The organism is Paenibacillus sp. FSL R7-0273, from assembly GCF_000758625.1.
Classification (GTDB): domain Bacteria; phylum Bacillota; class Bacilli; order Paenibacillales; family Paenibacillaceae; genus Paenibacillus_AQ.
Genome location: NZ_CP009283.1, coordinates 5,146,148 through 5,164,170, shown reverse-complemented (window position 1 = coordinate 5,164,170; position 18,023 = coordinate 5,146,148). Strand labels below are relative to the sequence as shown.

13 protein-coding genes are annotated in these 18,023 nt (G+C 48.0%); 10 read left to right on the top strand and 3 right to left on the bottom strand.

What is annotated here, in order from left to right; translation table 11 throughout:
* Positions 1-21: 21 nt before the first annotated feature.
* The 3 genes from tnpB to R70723_RS22385 all read left to right on the top strand — a co-directional run bounded on the left by tnpB (position 22) and on the right by R70723_RS22385 (position 6,547).
* Positions 22-1,110 (top strand): IS200/IS605 family element RNA-guided endonuclease TnpB, encoded by a 1,089-nt coding sequence (gene tnpB / locus R70723_RS22395; RefSeq protein WP_081957455.1) that lies wholly within the window; start codon positions 22-24, stop codon positions 1,108-1,110.
* A gap of 255 nt (positions 1,111-1,365) precedes the next feature.
* Positions 1,366-2,964, top strand: coding sequence for an extracellular solute-binding protein (locus tag R70723_RS22390; protein WP_144027187.1), 1,599 nt, complete (start codon positions 1,366-1,368; stop codon positions 2,962-2,964).
* Positions 2,965-3,010: 46 nt separating this feature from the next.
* On the top strand, positions 3,011-6,547 hold the full coding sequence (locus tag R70723_RS22385) for a glycoside hydrolase family 2 TIM barrel-domain containing protein (protein ID WP_039875522.1): 3,537 nt from the start codon (positions 3,011-3,013) through the stop codon (positions 6,545-6,547).
* Positions 6,548-6,662: 115 nt separating this feature from the next.
* Here R70723_RS22385 and R70723_RS22380 read toward each other — a convergent pair whose 3' ends face one another.
* Positions 6,663-8,021 carry an ABC transporter substrate-binding protein gene (locus tag R70723_RS22380; RefSeq protein ID WP_039879153.1) on the bottom strand — a complete coding sequence of 453 codons (1,359 nt, stop codon included), beginning with the start codon at positions 8,019-8,021 and terminating at the stop codon, positions 6,663-6,665.
* A gap of 42 nt (positions 8,022-8,063) precedes the next feature.
* Positions 8,064-9,395 (bottom strand): extracellular solute-binding protein, encoded by a 1,332-nt coding sequence (locus R70723_RS22375; RefSeq protein WP_052421426.1) that lies wholly within the window; start codon positions 9,393-9,395, stop codon positions 8,064-8,066.
* 206 nt (positions 9,396-9,601) lie between these two features.
* Here R70723_RS22375 and R70723_RS22370 point away from each other — a divergent pair, with 206 nt between their 5' ends.
* Together R70723_RS22370 and R70723_RS34330 are read left to right on the top strand one after the other, a co-directional pair.
* Entirely contained in the window at positions 9,602-10,315 is a 714-nt protein-coding gene (locus R70723_RS22370) for a response regulator transcription factor (RefSeq protein ID WP_039875520.1), read from the top strand.
* Positions 10,316-10,355: 40 nt separating this feature from the next.
* Positions 10,356-12,227 (top strand): ATP-binding protein, encoded by a 1,872-nt coding sequence (locus R70723_RS34330; RefSeq protein ID WP_063837771.1) that lies wholly within the window; start codon positions 10,356-10,358, stop codon positions 12,225-12,227.
* Between the two features lie 39 nt (positions 12,228-12,266).
* On the opposite strand, the gene R70723_RS22360 is transcribed toward R70723_RS34330, so the two are convergent.
* Entirely contained in the window at positions 12,267-12,734 is a 468-nt protein-coding gene (locus tag R70723_RS22360; protein WP_039875517.1) for a hypothetical protein, read from the bottom strand.
* Positions 12,735-13,002: 268 nt separating this feature from the next.
* Here R70723_RS22360 and R70723_RS22355 point away from each other — a divergent pair, with 268 nt between their 5' ends.
* The 5 genes from R70723_RS22355 (at position 13,003) to R70723_RS22335 (ending at position 17,972) form a co-directional block, all read left to right on the top strand.
* Positions 13,003-13,686 (top strand): response regulator transcription factor, encoded by a 684-nt coding sequence (locus R70723_RS22355; protein WP_039875514.1) that lies wholly within the window; start codon positions 13,003-13,005, stop codon positions 13,684-13,686.
* Positions 13,687-13,700: 14 nt separating this feature from the next.
* Positions 13,701-14,747, top strand: a complete 1,047-nt coding sequence (locus R70723_RS22350; protein WP_039875513.1) for a sensor histidine kinase — start codon at positions 13,701-13,703, stop codon at positions 14,745-14,747.
* Between the two features lie 139 nt (positions 14,748-14,886).
* Positions 14,887-15,672 carry an ABC transporter ATP-binding protein gene (locus R70723_RS22345; protein WP_039875512.1) on the top strand — a complete coding sequence of 262 codons (786 nt, stop codon included), beginning with the start codon at positions 14,887-14,889 and terminating at the stop codon, positions 15,670-15,672.
* The gene (locus tag R70723_RS22340; RefSeq protein ID WP_039875510.1) at positions 15,659-17,590 is read left to right on the top strand and encodes an ABC transporter permease; all 1,932 of its coding nucleotides are present in this window, start codon (positions 15,659-15,661) and stop codon (positions 17,588-17,590) included. Before R70723_RS22345 ends, R70723_RS22340 begins: the two co-directional genes overlap by 14 nt.
* Positions 17,591-17,615: 25 nt before the next feature.
* Positions 17,616-17,972 carry a YxeA family protein gene (locus tag R70723_RS22335; protein WP_039875508.1) on the top strand — a complete coding sequence of 119 codons (357 nt, stop codon included), beginning with the start codon at positions 17,616-17,618 and terminating at the stop codon, positions 17,970-17,972.
* Positions 17,973-18,023: the final 51 nt, after the last annotated feature.

Here is an 18,023-nt window from a genome sequence, read left to right as displayed (position 1 = left end):
ACCAAAAATGAGGTGTCGCACATGCTGATACATCAAGCCTATAAATACCGGATCTACCCCACACCGGAACAACAGCAACTCATAAGGCGTATGTTTGGCTGCTGCCGCTTTGTGTTCAATACCTTTTTGGACACTTGGAATCAAAGCTATGCGGAAACGGGAAAAGGCTTGTCCTATCACGCTTGTGCGACAAAACTCCCTGTACTAAAAGCGCAATACGACTGGCTGAAAGAAGTCGATAGCATTGCTTTGCAGTCGGTTGCCCGTCATGTGGCGGATAGCTTTGATCGCTTTTTCAAAAAGCAAAATCAAGCGCCACGCTTTAAGAGCCGGAAGCATCCGGTTCAAAGTTACACGACCAAATTCACGAACGGGAATATCGCCATTGAGGGGAGTCGCTTGAAGCTCCCAAAACTCGGCTGGATGCGTTTTGCAAACTCCCGGAAGCTGGAAGGCCGGATATTGTCTGCTACCGTGCGCCAAAACGCCAGCGGGAAATTTTTCGTTTCGCTTAGCTGCGAAGTTGAAAAGAACCCACTGCCGCAAGTGGACGCACATATCGGAATCGATCTGGGTTTGAAAGAGTATGCTGTAAGCTCAAATGGTGAACGGTATGCCAATCCCCGCTTTTACCGCCAATATGAGAAAAAGCTGGCGCTTTGGCAGCGGCGGATGGCTCGGCGTACTCCGGGCGGCTCCAACTGGAAGAAAGCGAAGCAGCATGTCGCTCGCATTCACGAACGTATTGCGAATAAACGAAATGATTTTCTCCACCAACTGACAACGAAACTGATCCGTGAAAACCAAACGATTAGTATCGAACAGCTGCGTGTCGCGAATATGATTCAGAATCCCAAGCTTTCAAAATCCATCGCGGATGCGTCTTGGGGGGAGTGGGTACGGCAACTGACGTACAAAGCCCTTTGGTATGGACGAACCCTTCGGATCGTCGATATGTTCGAACCGACCAGTCAGCGGTGTCACGTGTGTGGCACAATCCACCCGGAAGTAAAGAATCTTGCGGTTCGGGAATGGACGTGCAACGCTTGCGGTACGCTTCATGACCGTGATGAAAACGCCGCTCATAATATTGCACAAGTAGCGGTTTAACCGCCACCTATCCAAATGATAGAACTGCGGGAACGCAGGAATCGCTTGCTAAATAAGAAGAGGTTACGCTTCTGTTCGCAAGAATCCGCCACTTCAAGCGCTAGCTAAGTGGGGGAGAATTCAAGATAATGACAATCCATTATGCATATTGAACATTGCTCCGGGCGCCGGTTATCGCTTACATTGAAGGTGCATGAAATCGCATGAAGTCGCACAGGGCGGTAACCGGGCCCATATTTTACAGTGGAGGTCATCATGTTGATCAAAAGTTGGAGAAAAGGAAGGGCCAGGCATTCAGCCGTTTTTGTACTGGGCATTGTCCTGCTTGCCGGAGGCTGCGGGGGCTCTAATAATGAAAGCGCTTTGAAGATTCCTCCGGGTAATCCGTCTGCGGACCCCGCTGATTTTTCCTATCCGATGACAGGGGATATCACGCTCACCTTTATGAATGAGCAGCTGGGAGGCACGCCGGAGCGTCTGCCGATTGAGGACGAGTACGAGGCCCGGACCGGAATCCGTATCAGGCAGCTGGGAGGCACGCCGATGACTGACCAGAAATTCAGTCTGCTGCTGGCGTCAGGCGAGCTGCCGGATATTTTTCTCAACACCTGGCTGCAGTTTCCCGGCGGTCCCGATAAGGCGGTGGAGCAGGGCTATATTCTCAAGCTGAACGATCTGATCGGCCAGTATGCCCCCAACCTGAAACGGACGCTTGCCGAGCATCCCGAAATTGACAAAATGATCAAAACCGATGCCGGCACCTACTATGCCTTCCCGTTCATCCGTTCGGAAAACGGCAGGGTATACGGCGGACCGATTATCCGCCAGGACTGGCTGGACGAGCTGGGGCTTGGCATCCCGGAGACGATCGGCGAGTGGCATACGGTTCTGACCGCTTTTAAAGAAAGGAAACAGGCGGCCGCCCCGCTGACGCTCCGGACCTTGTTCCTGAATGAGCGGACCGGCGGATTTGCCGGAGCCTTCGGGGTGATGGGCAATTTCTACGTTAATGACGGGAAGGTGGTCTACGGCTACCTGGAGCCGGGCTATAAGGAGTACCTGAAGACGATGGCGCAGTGGTATAAGGAGGGGCTGATCGATAAGGATTTTGCCTCTATCGACGCGGCGACTGTGGATAAGAAAATGACCTCCGGCGAGAGCGGAGCGACGATCGGCTGGCAATTTTACATTGAGAGCTACAATTCGGCAGCACAGGCCGCCGGGAAACAGGCTGATTTTGCAGCAGCCCCGTATCCTGCAGCCGCCAAGGGGAAAACGCCGGAGTTCGGCCAGCTCGACAATGCTTATGCGGGAACCTACTCTGCGGCAATTTCGGCTAATACGAAGCATGTGGAGGCGGCGATGCGGTGGCTTGATTATGCTTTTACCGAAGAGGGCAGTATGCTGAATACCTTTGGCATTGAAGGAACTACGTATACTTTGGTGGACGGCGAGCCGGAGTACACGGACTTTGTGGCGAATAACCCGGACGGTATTTCCAGCGATAAGGTGATGCTCAAGTACTCGCACAGCACGAACTTTCCAATGATTCAGCAGGATAATCATCTGCCGGTGAAGTTTGCCCAGACCACTGCGGCCCTGGACATCTGGAAGAATACGAACCACGAGCGCCATCTGCTCCCTCCGGTTACGCCGACAGGCGAGGAATCCGATGAGCTGGGCAGCATTATGAACGACATCAATACCCTGGTGAAGGAGGCAGAACTCAAAATTATTCTCGGCACCGAGCCGGTGGATAACTACGACAAATACGTGCAGCAGATGCGGGATATGGGGATTGAGCGGGCGCTGGACATTCAGCAGGCAGCCTATGAACGTTATCTGAAGCGCTGAGACCGGGCGAGTATGCCGGAGACACAGATCAGGAGGAGATCATATAATGAACACTTTACGCAAAATAAACGGGGGCTGGCAGTTCAGTAAGCAGCCGCTGGGCTCTGAGCTGACAAAGGTAATGGCGGAGGCGGACTGGATGCCCGTTACCCTGCCGCATGACTGGCTGATCTACGATACGAATGCGCTCTATGAGAACGGGGAGGGCTGGTACACCAGGACGCTTACTCTGGAGAAAATACTGCCCGAGCGCTGCTGCTCTCTGCGGTTTGAAGGCGTATACATGGACTCTACGCTGTATGTAAACGGACAGGAGGCGGGGCAGTGGAAGTATGGGTATTCCACCTTTGAATTTGACATTACGCCTTATCTGCAGGAAGGCGATAACCGCATTGTGATGCGGGTTGTTCATGAATCGCCCAATTCCCGCTGGTACTCCGGGGCAGGCATCTACCGCTCGGTGTGGCTGCGTGAATATCCGCTGAGCCATATTGCTGCAGACGGAATCTACATTGCTGCACGGCCGGCGGACGCCGGGAACTGGACGGTGGATGTGGATACAGAGCTGGAGCTGGAGGATACTGCAGACCGGCCGGGGAATAACGGGCAGAACCATGCAGCTCCTGGGGAAAAGACAGCTTACACGCTCCGCCATACGGTGCTGGACGGGGACGGTAATGCAGTGGCCGGGGAAGAGTCCGCAGTGTTGATGACGGACGGTGGCGGGACTGTGCATGCCCACAGCAGGCTGACAGTGGAGCAGCCGGCGCTCTGGGATATTGCCAGCCCGAGCCTGTATTGGCTAAAGACAGAACTGCTGGAAGGCGGGAACGTTATCCAGGAGGAGCGTGAACGGTTCGGCTTCCGGACAGTGGAGCTGGACAGTGACAAGGGATTTTTCCTCAACGGCCGCTCCTTTAAGCTGAACGGGGTGTGCCAGCACCATGATCTGGGTGCGCTGGGGGCAGCGGTTAATACGGCTGCGCTGCGGCGGCAGATCGTGCTGCTGCAGGAGATGGGCGTGAACGCCATCCGCACGGCCCATAATATGCCTGCGGTCGAGCTGATGGAGCTGGCGGATGAGATGGGCGTGCTGATCGTTTCGGAGGCGTTTGACATGTGGGAGCGCAGCAAGACGCCTTACGACTACGCCCGTTTTTTCCCGGATTGGTGGAGGAAGGATATTGCCAGCTGGGTCCGGCGCGACCGGAACCGTCCGAGCCTGATCATGTGGAGCATCGGCAACGAGATCTATGATACCCACGCAGGTGAGCGGGGCCAAGAGGTTACCCGGATGCTGCAGGATGAGGTGCTGCTGCATGACCCGCGCGGCAACGGCTTTGTAACGATCGGCTCGAACTATATGCCATGGGAAAATGCCCGCAAATGCGCAGACATCGTCAAACTTGCTGGTTATAACTATGGCGAGAAATATTATGCTGCACATCATGCAGAGCATCCGGACTGGATTATCTACGGCAGTGAGACCTGCTCGACGGTGCAGAGCCGGGGTATCTATCATTTTCCGCTGGACCAGCCGGTGCTTGCCGACGATGACCAGCAGTGTTCGGCGCTTGGTAACAGCTCAACCAGCTGGGGCGCGAAGAATACAGAAACCTGTATCACCGGAGACCGGGATGCCAAGTATTCCCTGGGACAGTTCCTCTGGACCGGCTTCGACTATATCGGAGAACCGACCCCTTACCATACCAAGAACTCTTACTTCGGCCAGCTGGACACCGCCGGGTTCCCGAAGGATTCCTATTATATTTATCAGGCGGAATGGACGGATTACCGCACTTCCCCGATGATTCATATTTTTCCGTATTGGGATTTCTCCGAAGGTCAGCTGATTGATGTCCGGGTCTGCTCCAATGCGCCGCGGATTGAGCTCTTCCTGGATGATGTCTCCCAGGGTACGTATGACATTGACCATGAAAATGGTCTTCAGCTTGTAGGGAACTGGAAGCTGCCGTACAAGGCAGGGGTTCTCCGGGCCGATGCCTATGATGAGCAGGGTCGGGTTATTGCCTCAGAGCAGAGGGCTTCCTTCGGCGATGCCGCCTCCCTTGTGCTGGCAGCAGACAAGCAGGAGCTTGCTGCTGACGGGCAGGATCTGATCTTCGTTACGATTACTGCTGCAGATGCAGCCGGTCTCCCTGTGGAGAATGCCAACAACCGGGTGCAGCTGAGCATCGAAGGACCGGGACGGCTGGTCGGCCTGGATAACGGGGACAGCACCGATTACGATGCCTACAAAGGCGCAAGCCGCCGGATGTTCAGCGGCAAGCTGCTGGCGGTTATCGCCGGCACACTGGAGCCGGGGGCGATTACGCTGCGCGCGGAGTCGGCGGGCATTGCCGGTGCGGAGATTGTGCTGCGGTCTGTGCCGGCTGCTGCGGGAGCGGAAGAGCGGGTGCTCTATGCGGATTGTCCGCTGGAAGCCGGGCGGGGAACCAGCGGGAGCGCCGGGGATACCGTCGGCGATGCCTTGCCTGAGGTGCCGGTTCGTAAGCTGGAGCTCCTCTGCCCCGAAGGCACGCTGCTGACCTCGGATAAGTCCGGCTTGCCCATCCGCGTGAAGCTGCACCCGGAGAACGCTACTTATCAGGATGTGGAATGGCGCATCACCAACGCGGCCGGAGTGGATTCCAATATCGCCTCTCTTGAGGTGAACGGGCATGAAGTGCTGATCACTGCGCTCGGCGACGGCGATGTATATGTACGGTGCGGGGTAAGGAACGGTGCAGATGGCATCCGGCTGTACTCACAGATGGAACTTAAGCTGAGCGGCTTCGGGCAGGCTTATCTGAACCCGTATGAGTTTGTCTCCGCAGCCTATCACAGCAGCGCCAGCTACAATCTGACCAACGGCAATGAACGCGGCGTAGCGACGGCGCGTGAAGGGCAGAGCCTGATCTGCTTCGAGCGGATCGACTTTGGCAGCTACGGTGCTGATGAATTGACACTGCCTATATTCGCGTTGGACAGTGAGGAATATCAGATCGGGATCTGGGAGGGTATTCCCGGCCAGTCTGGTGCAGTGCTGCTGGATACCGTGCTCTATCAGAAGCCGTCACAATGGAATGTATACCAGGAGGAAAGCTACAAGCTGCCTAAGCGGTTGAGCGGAATTGTGACATTGTCCTTCGTCCTGCAGAAGAAAATTCACCTTAAGGGCTTCCGCTTTGCCCGCCGGCACAAAGCCTTCGCCAGTCTCGGCGCTCTGGAGAACAGCCGGATATACGGGGATACGTTCTCTGTTACGGAGAATGCGGTTGAGGGAATCGGCAACAATGTGTCCCTAATCTATGAGGATATGGATTTTGGTGAGCGCGGGGCAGTCCGGCTGCAGATTTGCGGGCGTTCACAGCTTGCGAACAATACGGTCCACCTGCTGTTCGGCAGCCCCGACGGCGACTCCAAGCAGCTTGTTGAATTTCAAGGGGCGGACAGCTATACGGTGGGGGAATTTGTGCTTGAACCAGTGTATGGTGCACAGACTGTGACATTCCTGTTCCTGCCGGGCAGTCATTTTGATCTGCAGTGGTTCCGGTTTTTGCCGAACGGTCAGGCAGACTGACCCTTTCAAACTGAAACAGCGACAGCCATGGACAAGGAAACAGGTCCTGGCTGTCGCTTTTTTATTGAATTAAAGTTCCTCGTTAGTGTATTAACATCTCAGTCTGTATATTTTACTATTTTGCCTTCTGAGCCTTTGCCACATTATCAGCAGCAGCTTGTGTTTGTGTTTGAATGGCGGCAGCTGCTTCGTCTAATGTTTTCTTCCCTTGTACTACCTGAGTCAGTTCTTCAGAGAGAAGTGACCGAAAATTCAATTCCAATTCTGGAGATTTGTTCATGAGAGTATAACTTGTAATAGATGAACCGTAATTAGGTTTTAGTTTATAGAATGCATCCAGCTTGTATCCAGAGAACTCCGCAATCATTCGGGACAGGGGAGCACCAATGCTATTATTAGAGGTATTAGGTTTATAGTATTCTTTGGCGTAGTCTTCCCCATTGAAGTATTTAATGAATTCCCAAGCGGCATCCACATTCGATGCACCTGCCGGAATAGCCAGAATCTCCGAACCAAATACATATCCTGTTGACTTCCGGTCCTTAGAATCCGCAGGACCCGCAGCAATACCAAGCGTAAACGGTTTATAATTGTTTACTTTACTTTTTGCTGCCTGCAAGGACTGGAGCTGACTGACAGAAGCTACTATCATAGCTGAGCGTCCCATAATGAACGGACTGCTTTCCAGATAACTTTTGCCGGAAAGACTGATTTTTTCGTCAAGTACCCCAGACTTCGTGGCCTCGACAGACAGACGATAAGCATTTTTCCATGCCGTTGTGTTCGCTGTAGCCTTTAGAGTATTTGTGTCTACGTACGCTAACCCTTCTGTTCTTGCGATATCCATTACCAGATTGCCGGATCCAAAGGAGCTTAAGCCCCAGATTCTGGTGTTCTTATCTCCTGTAGCAGGGAATTCACCAGCGAGTCTCAATATTTCTTCCCACGTCATTCCATCACCTGGTGCTTCGACCTTATACTTTTTAAATAAATCAGCATTATACAGAAGAGCATACGACTCCGCCTTTGGGCTAAGCCCGTTAAGTTTGCCGCCGCCCAGTTCCTTTAATTCTTCGAGCAAGCCAGGGTATACCGTTGTCATGTCATACTGATCCCGTTTAATTAACGGTTCTAAATCTACCAGCTTTTTATCTTTAGACAGTTGCTGGTAATCATAGGGGGGCAGCATCACAAGATCCGGTGAATACTTTTGGATAGCGGAATTATAATCCGTAATCGAACCTGTACCTGTAGGTGCAAAGACTTCGATGTCTGTATCAGGGTAGTCCTTATTAAACTGCTTCCCGTACGTCCTGTTGAAATCGTCAGCATTCCAGTACAAAACTTTTAAAGTGTCTTTCGTACTCGCCTGGATATCCGAATCTGCAGAAACGGGTTTACCTATGCCAACACCAGCTGAAGTACCGATAAACATAACACTGAGACTAGTAAGCATGACCTTCTGTAACATCATTTTATTCAAAAATAAAACCTCCGCTCATTGGTTATTTCAAAGTTATTTCTTCGCTTTTTGCTTTTTCACAGCATCATCAAGGCTCTTTTGAACCTGGGTTTGAATGGAAGCCAGCGCTTTGTCTAGTGTCTTTTTGTTACTGATTACCTGCTTAATTTCACTATTCAAAATAACTGAATACTGTGCATTGTTAAAAGGAACTCCTATTGGATTGGTATATGGCGGTGTTTCCAGGTTTGGTTTTAATTTATAGAAGGCTTCCATGCTAAATCCTTTGAATTCTTTACTATAATGCATTCTTGACAGGGAATAATCGGAAAGCACCTCGGATTTAGATTTAGCAAAATCTGCTCCGTTATAAAATTTGACGAAATCCCAAGCAAGCTCTTTATTAGATGAACTGGCCGGAATCGCAAAGATTGAGTCAAGATGAATGTTACGTGTCATGTTCCGGTTCTTAGGATCGGCAGGACCTGCGGCAATTTTAACGGTAAACGGCTTGTACTTTGCAATAGCAGATTTATTTGCAGTTACATCCTTTAAAGTATTCATACTAGTCGTACTAACTGTCATAGCCGCTCTTCCCATAAGGAAAGGATCAACATCATATCCGCTTTTATTTGAGCCTTCTATCGAATTAGATTTTATTGCAGTGATAGCCATACTGTAGACCCTTTTCCAAGCTGCTGTATTAATCGTTACTTTAAGTGTATCAGGATTAAATCGGGTTAACCCTTCAGAAGTTGATATGCCATTTATTAAATAGGTGTAATTATCAAGTGGATAGTGAAGTCCCCAGACACGGGTGTCTTTGTTTCCTGTAGTCGGGAATTTTGCGGATAACTTGAGTATTTCTTCCCAGGTCATACCGTCCTTCGGTAATGGGACATTATATTTTTTGAATAAATCTACATTGTAAAAAAGAGATTCTGTGTTGAAGCGCGGACTTAGCCCGTAGAGCTTACCATTCACCTTCAATGCGTCCAATAATCCGGGATATAGGGTTGCAGTGTTATAATTGTCGCGCTTAATTAACTGTCCCAGTTCTGCTAACTGATTATCCTTGGACATCTGTTTATATTCAAGGGTGTTCAACATGACAACATCAGGGGTTTGCTTGGCGATAAAAGCTTTTAAATCTGATTTTCCATCCCATTTCACTTCCTGAATCTGAGTGTCAGGAAATTGCGATTTAAACAGGTTTTCATCGAAATAATATTTGTCTTCGTACAGCACCTTTAGCGTTTGTTTCGTGTTTACCTGGGGGTTTGAATTAGCAGAAGCTTTTTGAACCTGGCTAAAGCCTGCTGAAATAGCCACTAGCATAAAGCTCAAACCAACGATTACTGATTTCTTTAAAATATTTCTTTTCAAAAATAAAACCTCCACTCATTTATTGTTGTAAATGGTAATTCTCTTGTGCTGAACTAAGCATAGAAGAGAAAGCTTATCAGCCAGCTACCGAAATTCTTATCATTTCCTTAAATATTGCTGACGTTATTCATTGCACTGGAAATATCGCTTATAATTATTGTTCTACTCGTTAAGTTTTGAAAGATACAGGAATCATGGGAGGATCTATGGCGGAAAGTACGATTTTGATGGTGGATGACGAAGCGGAAATTATCCAATTGATGAATATCTATTTCAATAACGAAGGCTACAAGCTCCTGCAAGCGTCAAATGGGCTGGAGGCACTGGAGATTCTGCAGTCCCATCAGGTTGATTTAATTGTCCTTGATCTGATGATGCCCAAGATGGACGGGCTGCAGGCTTGTATGAAAATACGGGAAACGAATCCTATTCCCATCATCATGCTCTCGGCTAAAGGTCAGGATATAGATAAAATATCAGGCCTTAGTATCGGTGCCGATGACTACGTAACCAAACCGTTCAACCCGCTTGAACTGATTGCACGTATAAAGTCACAGCTTCGGAGGATGAATCATTTCAACTCCACTGCGTCTAACGCGAACGAAATACATATCGAAAATGTCGTTATTAATATTGCGTCCCATGCGGTAACGGTCGATCAGCAGGAGATCAAGCTGACACCCCGCGAGTTCGCGCTCCTTCACATGCTGGCAGTCAATAGAGGAATGGTGCTGAGCATGGACCGGATCTACGAGGAAGTCTGGAACGAGCCCTTTATGGAGTCAAAGAATAGCGTTATGGTTCATATCCGAAAGCTTCGTGAAAAGATAGAAGCTAATCCGCGTGAGCCGCGGATAATCAAAACCGTGTGGGGGATTGGATACAAAATCGAAGGCGTTCTAAAAGCAAGGGGTGAGTAGGATAAAACTACAGTGGCTGTATACAATTCGTTGGAGATTAATGCTGATTATGGTTGGAAGCCTGGCCCTAACAGGCGCAGCTATTTTTTTTGGTTATTTCATGGCCGGGGAACTGCAAAAAATCGAATACGTGGCTGTCCCGATTAATTGGAGCATTGAGCATGCCGGATCCGTTCGCGTGATGATCATCACTGGTATCATTCTCTTTCCCATTACTTTCTTCCTGGCCAGTCTCCGTTTGGTTCAGGATTTGCGCGAAATCAACGCAGGGCTGCAGGAGTTGTCGGTAGGTCGGTTCGGGCGTGTAATAACGGTCAAGGGCAAGGATGAGTTAAGCGTTGTGGCAGAGAGTGTGAATCAGCTCAGCAGCGAATGGGATCATAATCTGGAGGAAATTAGCCGGGGGTTGCAGGAGATTGCGGGCGGACGGTTCGACCATCAAATCCCGGAAATTGCCGGTAATAAATTGGGCGAGGTCGCGCTCAGTATTAACCGGATGAGTATGCAGCTGAAGCATTCGATAGCGGAGGAACGCAAAGCGGAAAAGACCAAAAATGACTTAATTACCGGTGTATCGCATGATCTTCGCACACCTCTGACCTCGATTCTCGGCTTTCTCGAAGTGGTCGAGGAGGACCGGTATCTGGATGAAGTGGAGATGCGTTATTACGTCCACATCGCGTATGAGAAATCCTTGTCGCTCCGGCGATTGATCGATGAGCTGTTCGAATATACACGAATCAACAACGGCATGCCGCTGGAGCTGACCGAGCTCGACATCGCCGGATTGATCTGTCAGCTGGAAGAGGAATTCGTGCCGATTACGGAGAGGGCAGGCATGGAGATCAGGCTGAACATGCAGGAAGAAGAATTCAAAATTCAAGCAGACGGGGGATTGCTGGTACGGGCGTACGAGAATATAATCGCCAATGCCATACAGTACGGAAAGGCGGGCAGATATATTGATATCGATATTGCCAGGGAAGAAGATGTGCTGGTCGTTCGGATCCAAAATTATGGAGAACCCATTCCGGAACGGGATCTGCCCTTTATATTCGAACGCTTTTACCGGGTAGAGAGCTCCAGGTCGAAGCAGACCGGGGGGACAGGTCTCGGACTGGCCATCGCAAAAAGCATTATTGATGTACATGGAGGGAGTATTACTGCACACAGCAGCAAGAAGGCAACCTGGTTCGAGACACGGTTCCCGACTTCCGGCATCCATCAGGCGCATGAGGCTGCTCCGGATGAAGTTCATAATGAAATTGAACGGGTACCGACCGTGATTCCCAAGCGGGGCCTGACACCGCAACAAAGAATATTCCCCCGGAAACAGGGCATATTCCAATCCAGGGTACCTGCAGTATCGATGATCGTACTGCTCATTTGTGCAGTCGTACTATTCAGCGTTAAGAATTCATTTACCTCCCCGCTCATGGTAAAGCTGGATGCTAATAGCGATCCAGCACTGATGCCAGCAAGCGAAAATGACATGATGACTTCTATAGGCGGTAAAACATACAAAGGCTATACACTCCTCATTCATCAATATATGTTCAACGGCCAGAACCTGATTATCCAATACTCAATGAAACATTCTAACGAGATATCGCAGTCACAATGGATGAAACAATCAGTCAAGCCGACGTTTGAATTGGACCCTTCAACTGTACAGGCAGTTCCCGGCATCACAACGGACGCAGGTGTAATGTTGGACAAAAACGGCACCATCAATTTCACCTTCAACGGAACCCCGCCTCCAGACAAGTTCCTGTTGAAAATTAACGTCAACGAGTTAATCCTGTCCGATGAGCAGGCTCAGCAGCATACACTCACCGGAGACTGGAGCTTCCAGCTTCCTGTGGAGAAAAACTATAGACTCAAAGCCAACGGCCAAAGTGAACCCTTATAGAATTCAAACCAAGCTGTAGTTCACGATGAAGACTCTACCCTAGGGTTGATATGGAGGGACTTCCATTACCTTTAGTCTACCGTCAACTCTTTTAACTGTGTAGGTGAACTTATCAGTGATAATGTCAGACTCCTGTGTCTGGAACAAGGTTCCGTCTTCATGCTGAAAGGTAATCACGAATTTATATTCATCCTTGCTTACCTCAGTCTGTTCAAGAATTTCTTTCAGAGAGATATTGGGAATTAGCTCAAGATACTGGTTGAATAATTTTTGCTCGTCGTCAGGGTCTGTTTCAGGAGATAAATTCATGAACCCCTGGTAGCTGCCGCCGTATAACTCTGTCAATTTTACACTATCTTTATTGGCGATGGCTTGCATGTATTGCTCCAACGTAAGTTGCACATTCTGATCGGGACTCATCTTATCGGAGTTTGCCTCATTATTGCTGCTGCACCCCACAAGGAAGATAGCACAGATGACACATGCGAAAATCATTTTCTTCATCATTCAGTTTCTCCTATTCAGTCAATATAATGATTTGCCTTCCACATCATTGAATATTCTTGCAGCTTCATAATCCAACAGGCAGCATCCTCCATTAGAGTATGTAACATAATTGTATATTTAAATTTCCTTTCTTGTCGCGCGGTTTAGGTGACATTTTCAAAAGGAAGGTGACAATTTTATCATAAAATGAATGGATTGGACTCCAAGCCTTAATCTATAATATAGTACTAACAATTAAATATATTACAAAAGGGAGAAAGTTCATTCTATGGAATTTAATATATTTATAGTCGAAGATGATCAGGCGTTATTCGAGGCACTACAATCCGGACTGGACGCTTGGGGGTTCCGGGTTACGAAACCGGATGATTTTGATCAGGTTATGCGTTCGTTTCTTGATCAGCAGGCTCATCTTGTAATCATGGATATCACGCTGCCTAAATTCGACGGTTTTCATTGGTGTAGAGAAATCCGCTCTGTATCCGAAGTACCCATCATCTTCTTATCTTCCCGCGATCATCCGTTAGATATGGTTATGGCGCTTAATATGGGTGCAGATGATTTTGTCCAGAAACCTTTTCATACGAATGTGCTGTATGCCAAAATTCAGGCAATTCTCCGCCGGACGTACGCTTATGGGGAAACCCAGGCAGATACACTCGAATGGAACGGTGCCTTAATTGATTTAAAGCGGGGTGTGATCCGAAAATCAGCCGAGGAAGCAGACTTGACCAAAAACGAATTTTTCTTACTGCTTTCGCTGGTGAAGTTCAACAATTCTGTCGTTTCACGTCATGACCTGATTCGTAAGCTATGGGAGGATGAGCAGTTCGTAAATGATAATACGCTTACAGCAAATATCACCCGTTTGCGGCAGAAGTTAGAACCGCTTGGGCTTTCAGACGCGATTGTGACAAAGAAAGGGATGGGTTATATGGCAGTAACTTTATAGGAGGCAAAGATGATATGTTAGTCCGTTATATGATTTCAAGAAAAAGCTGGATTCTGTTTTTTATCAGTTTGCTGGGTGTAACTGACCTCCTAATACTTCTCGATCAGGGAGTAAGTGTTGGACCGACTTCTTTCATATATTTAAATTCGTTGTATATTATTTTGTTTATTGTATTTTTTATTTGGCGGTATAGGAAAGAAACCAGGTATCTGGCAGCGGTTGCCAAACTGCAGGAAGTCATGGCCGCTGACTGGATTGAGTGTCTTCCTGAACCTGACAATGAATTAGATAAGATTACAGGCCATTTATTAAGAGAAGCCTCATCCCATTTCAAACGGAAGCTTTCCGGGGTGAAGGACGCGCAGCTGATTGAGAATGATTATATTGCGTCATGGATCCATGAAATCAAAACTCCTCTGACCGCTATGAAACTGATTATGGCCGCACGCCAAAGTGATCCGGATATCCGCAGAATTGAAACAGAATGGCTGAGGATTCATCTGCTTGTAGACCGTCAGCTTTATTTGACACGCCTTCCTGCCCTGGAATCGGACTATGTTCTTGAACAGGTGTCATTACAACGTCTTGCGACAGAAGAAGTGCAGGAACTGGCTCCCTGGTGTATGGAGAAAAACCTGGCAGTGCTTATTGAAGGCGATGATGCTACTGTCGTTACAGATCGTAAATGGTGCCGTTTTATCATTAGGCAGTTATTGACCAATGCCATTAAATATAGTCCTGCTGGCAAGTCACTCACATTCAATACGAATGTTACGGAACAAGAAAATGTCTTTCTGGATTTAACTGACGAGGGCCCGGGCATTCAGTCTCATGACCTTCCCCGTATATTTGACAAGGGATTTACCGGCGGGAATGGAAGGATTCATAATGCATCTACCGGCCTCGGCCTCTATCTTGCCCAAACCGTTGCAGCCAAAATTGGAATTACCCTCCAAGTCCATTCCAGCCAGCCCCAAGGTACAACAATGCGGATGACTTTTACAGATTCTAATGCGTTCGAAACCGTCAGAAGAGGACAAGCAGATAATATCCGGTTATGAACAGCCAAGATCGTCTTGGCTGTTTTTTTGTAATCCTGACGATTTCGTCACCTACCGCCTCAACTCGTCACCAGAAACGTGCGACACCCGGATTATATACACGTAAACTTAACCTATAATCAAATTTGGGAGGTTCACTATGAATGAAATGAAAGAAAAAAATACAGTATTACACGCCCGGAATGTTCACAAGGCATATGGCTCAAGGGGCAGTTCCCAACATGTTCTGAAGGGCATTGATTTACGTGTTCTTCGTAAAGAATTCGTCGGCATTATGGGTCCCTCCGGTTCCGGCAAGACCACCCTGCTAAACGTACTTGCCACAATTGACCGGACCACTGACGGTACAATATTAATCGACAATGAAGATATATCTGCCATGAACAACGCTGCCCTTTCCGCATTCCGACGTAACAAGCTCGGCTTCATCTTCCAGGATTACAATCTTCTGGATACGTTGACGGTAAAAGAAAATATCCTTCTGCCGGTATCTCTCAGCAAGCTGAGTAAAAAGCAGGCAGAGAGAGAGTTTACAGCGGTTGCAAATGTACTGGGCATTAAGGAATTGTCGGAGAAATATCCCTTCGAAATATCAGGAGGACAAAAACAGCGCACTGCAGCCGGACGGGCTTTGATCCATCAGCCTTCCATCATCTTTGCAGACGAACCGACGGGAGCGCTTGATTCCAAATCTGCGTCATCGCTGTTGTCCGTAATGGACGAGGTGAACCGGACCAGAGAGGTCACGATTATCATGGTCACGCACGATCCGGTCGCATCCAGCTATTGTAACCGCGTGGTCTTTCTGAAAGACGGAAAAATTTATTCCGAATTGTACCGGGGGGAGAAATCCAGACAGTCGTTCTTCAAGGAAATCATTGATGTGCAGGCTGTATTAGGGGGCGATAATATTGACAGTATTTGATCTGGCACTCCGCAGTATGCGGCAAAATGTGAAGCATTACTATCTGTATTTTTTTGCTCTGATTTTCAGTATGAGCCTGTTCTTCGTTTTTTCATCACTCAAATATGATCAGCAGGTACAGAATATGCTGGATTCTAGTGTGAATATCACGACAGCCTTTCAGTCCGCAGCAGTCCTGCTTGTAGTCATCATAGGCATTTTCGCAGTTTCCTCCAACACCATTTTCTTACGCAGACGCAGCCGGGAAATCGGGTTATACCAGCTGATAGGTCTTTCCAAAGCTTGGATTATCCGTTATTTACTCATTGAGAATATCTTGCTGGGTTTAAGTGCTTTAATCGCAGGGATCCTATCCGGAGCGCTGGTGTCCCGTCTGTTTGTCCTGATTTTGATGAAACTGCTCAACCTGGACGGCCTGCCTTCAATCCATTTTTCAGCACCGGCAGCCTTAGAAACGGCAGCAGTGTTTATGCTTATTATCTTTATTACTTCTATTCAGATGATAGTTATGATCAACCGTAGAACTCTGCTGGGCTTATTCCAGGCAGATAAGCAGCCTGATCTTGTCAGCAAGCGGCCTTCTATTTTTACGGCTATAATTGCTGTGCTTGGTATTATAATGATCGGTTATGGCTATGAGCTGTCGGGACGTATGATAGATGAGCAGCTGGCTGTTAATGCGCTGTTGGTAATGGCATCTACAATAACAGGAACCTATATTTTATTCCGGGTGACGATCAGATGGTGTCTTTACTGGTTCCGCAAACGCAAAAACGGACACATAGGCCTGTACAACAGCCTTTCGCTTGCCCCGCTGATGCACCGGATGAAGGGCAATGCCAACTCGCTCACTTTAATTACTGTACTCTCAGCTTTAACCCTAACACTAGTTACCATGGCCTATTCTCTCTATTACTCTGTAGAGCAAGTCACCCGCGATGAATATCCTTATGATTTTGCAATGGAGAATAACGAGCTGGATACAGCTGCGTTTAGAGCCGAATTGGAGAGCAAAGGCATTCATTATAATCACCACATCATTGATACGTTCCGGGCTAATGGTGTGGTCCTGGACCCGTTGACTGCATCCGGATATAGAGAAGGGATCATATTATGGCTTCCGGCAGAACAGCTGCAGCAATCCGGCAGAGATATCCCTGTACCTGACTATGGCGAGGCAGTAGAATATAACGCTTCTGCGCTAAGTTTATATGATGACATTGATCTCTCGAAACGTTATCCGACCATGATTGAACTGCGCTCAAATAAACAGACCAAGAGTTATCCCCTGAATGAAATATTTCTGGAAAATATCGTGAATCCCGGAACATCAGGCAGACAAATAGTAGTGTCTGAGGCAACCCTGGAAGAAGTCGAGCGGAGGATGTCCGGCACGGATGGTTTTGAACGGGTGCAGATAGATACTTTTCAGGTTCCAGACCTTAAAGAGCTGGCGCTGGCTTCTCCCCTCTACCAGAAATACAAGACAGATGATTTTTATTCGGCAGACTACTATTCCCGCTACAGAAGTCTCCTTGAACAATCGGGATTATTAATCTTTATTGCTGCCTTTCTGGGACTTGCTTTTCTTGCTTCTACCGGCAGCATTCTGTACTTCAAACAGATGAGTGAAGCCGAGCAGGAGAAACAGAGCTTTAGAACATTGCGTCAGCTTGGTTTTGATGAAAAGATGATCATGAAAGGCGTATTGAGAAAGCAGATGCTGGTGTTCCTGCTCCCGCTGTTCATTGGAATATTACATTCAATCTATGCAGTCAAGGCGAGTTATTTCATAACTCTTTCGGACGATACGATCCCTGCAATGATTGCGATGGGAGCGTATGCCGCAATTTACTTTATGTTCGCTTTCTTCACTCTTGGGTATTACAAAAAAATCGTTAAAAACGCCATGTTATAACAACTATTTGTGGAGGTAATTAAACATGAAAAAACCTGTGATTTTTATTCTGATCGGGCTGGTTGTGTGCTCAGTCCTGTATTTAACTTTCAAACGGGATTTTGACCAGTTCAACCCATTGTATAAGGAACAATATGTATACGCTGTGATTAAAAAGCCAGCCAAGAAGGAAGGTAAAAATGAATGGATTCGCTACAGATACAATCTGACAGGTTACACAGGTGAAGGAGAGAAGGAAAAGATCACGTTCTCTTCAGACAAAGAACAGCAACCGGAAAGCTATGTCAGGGTGCTTGCTAAGGGAGCCTATACGAAAGAATGGATTATAGTCGAAGAGGAAGAGATTCCGGAGAAAGTCTTAAACCAGCTACGATCCCATTGATAGCGGAAAATAAACCTCTCTTTAGAAGCTGTTAAGTTTAGTTCGCTTCTA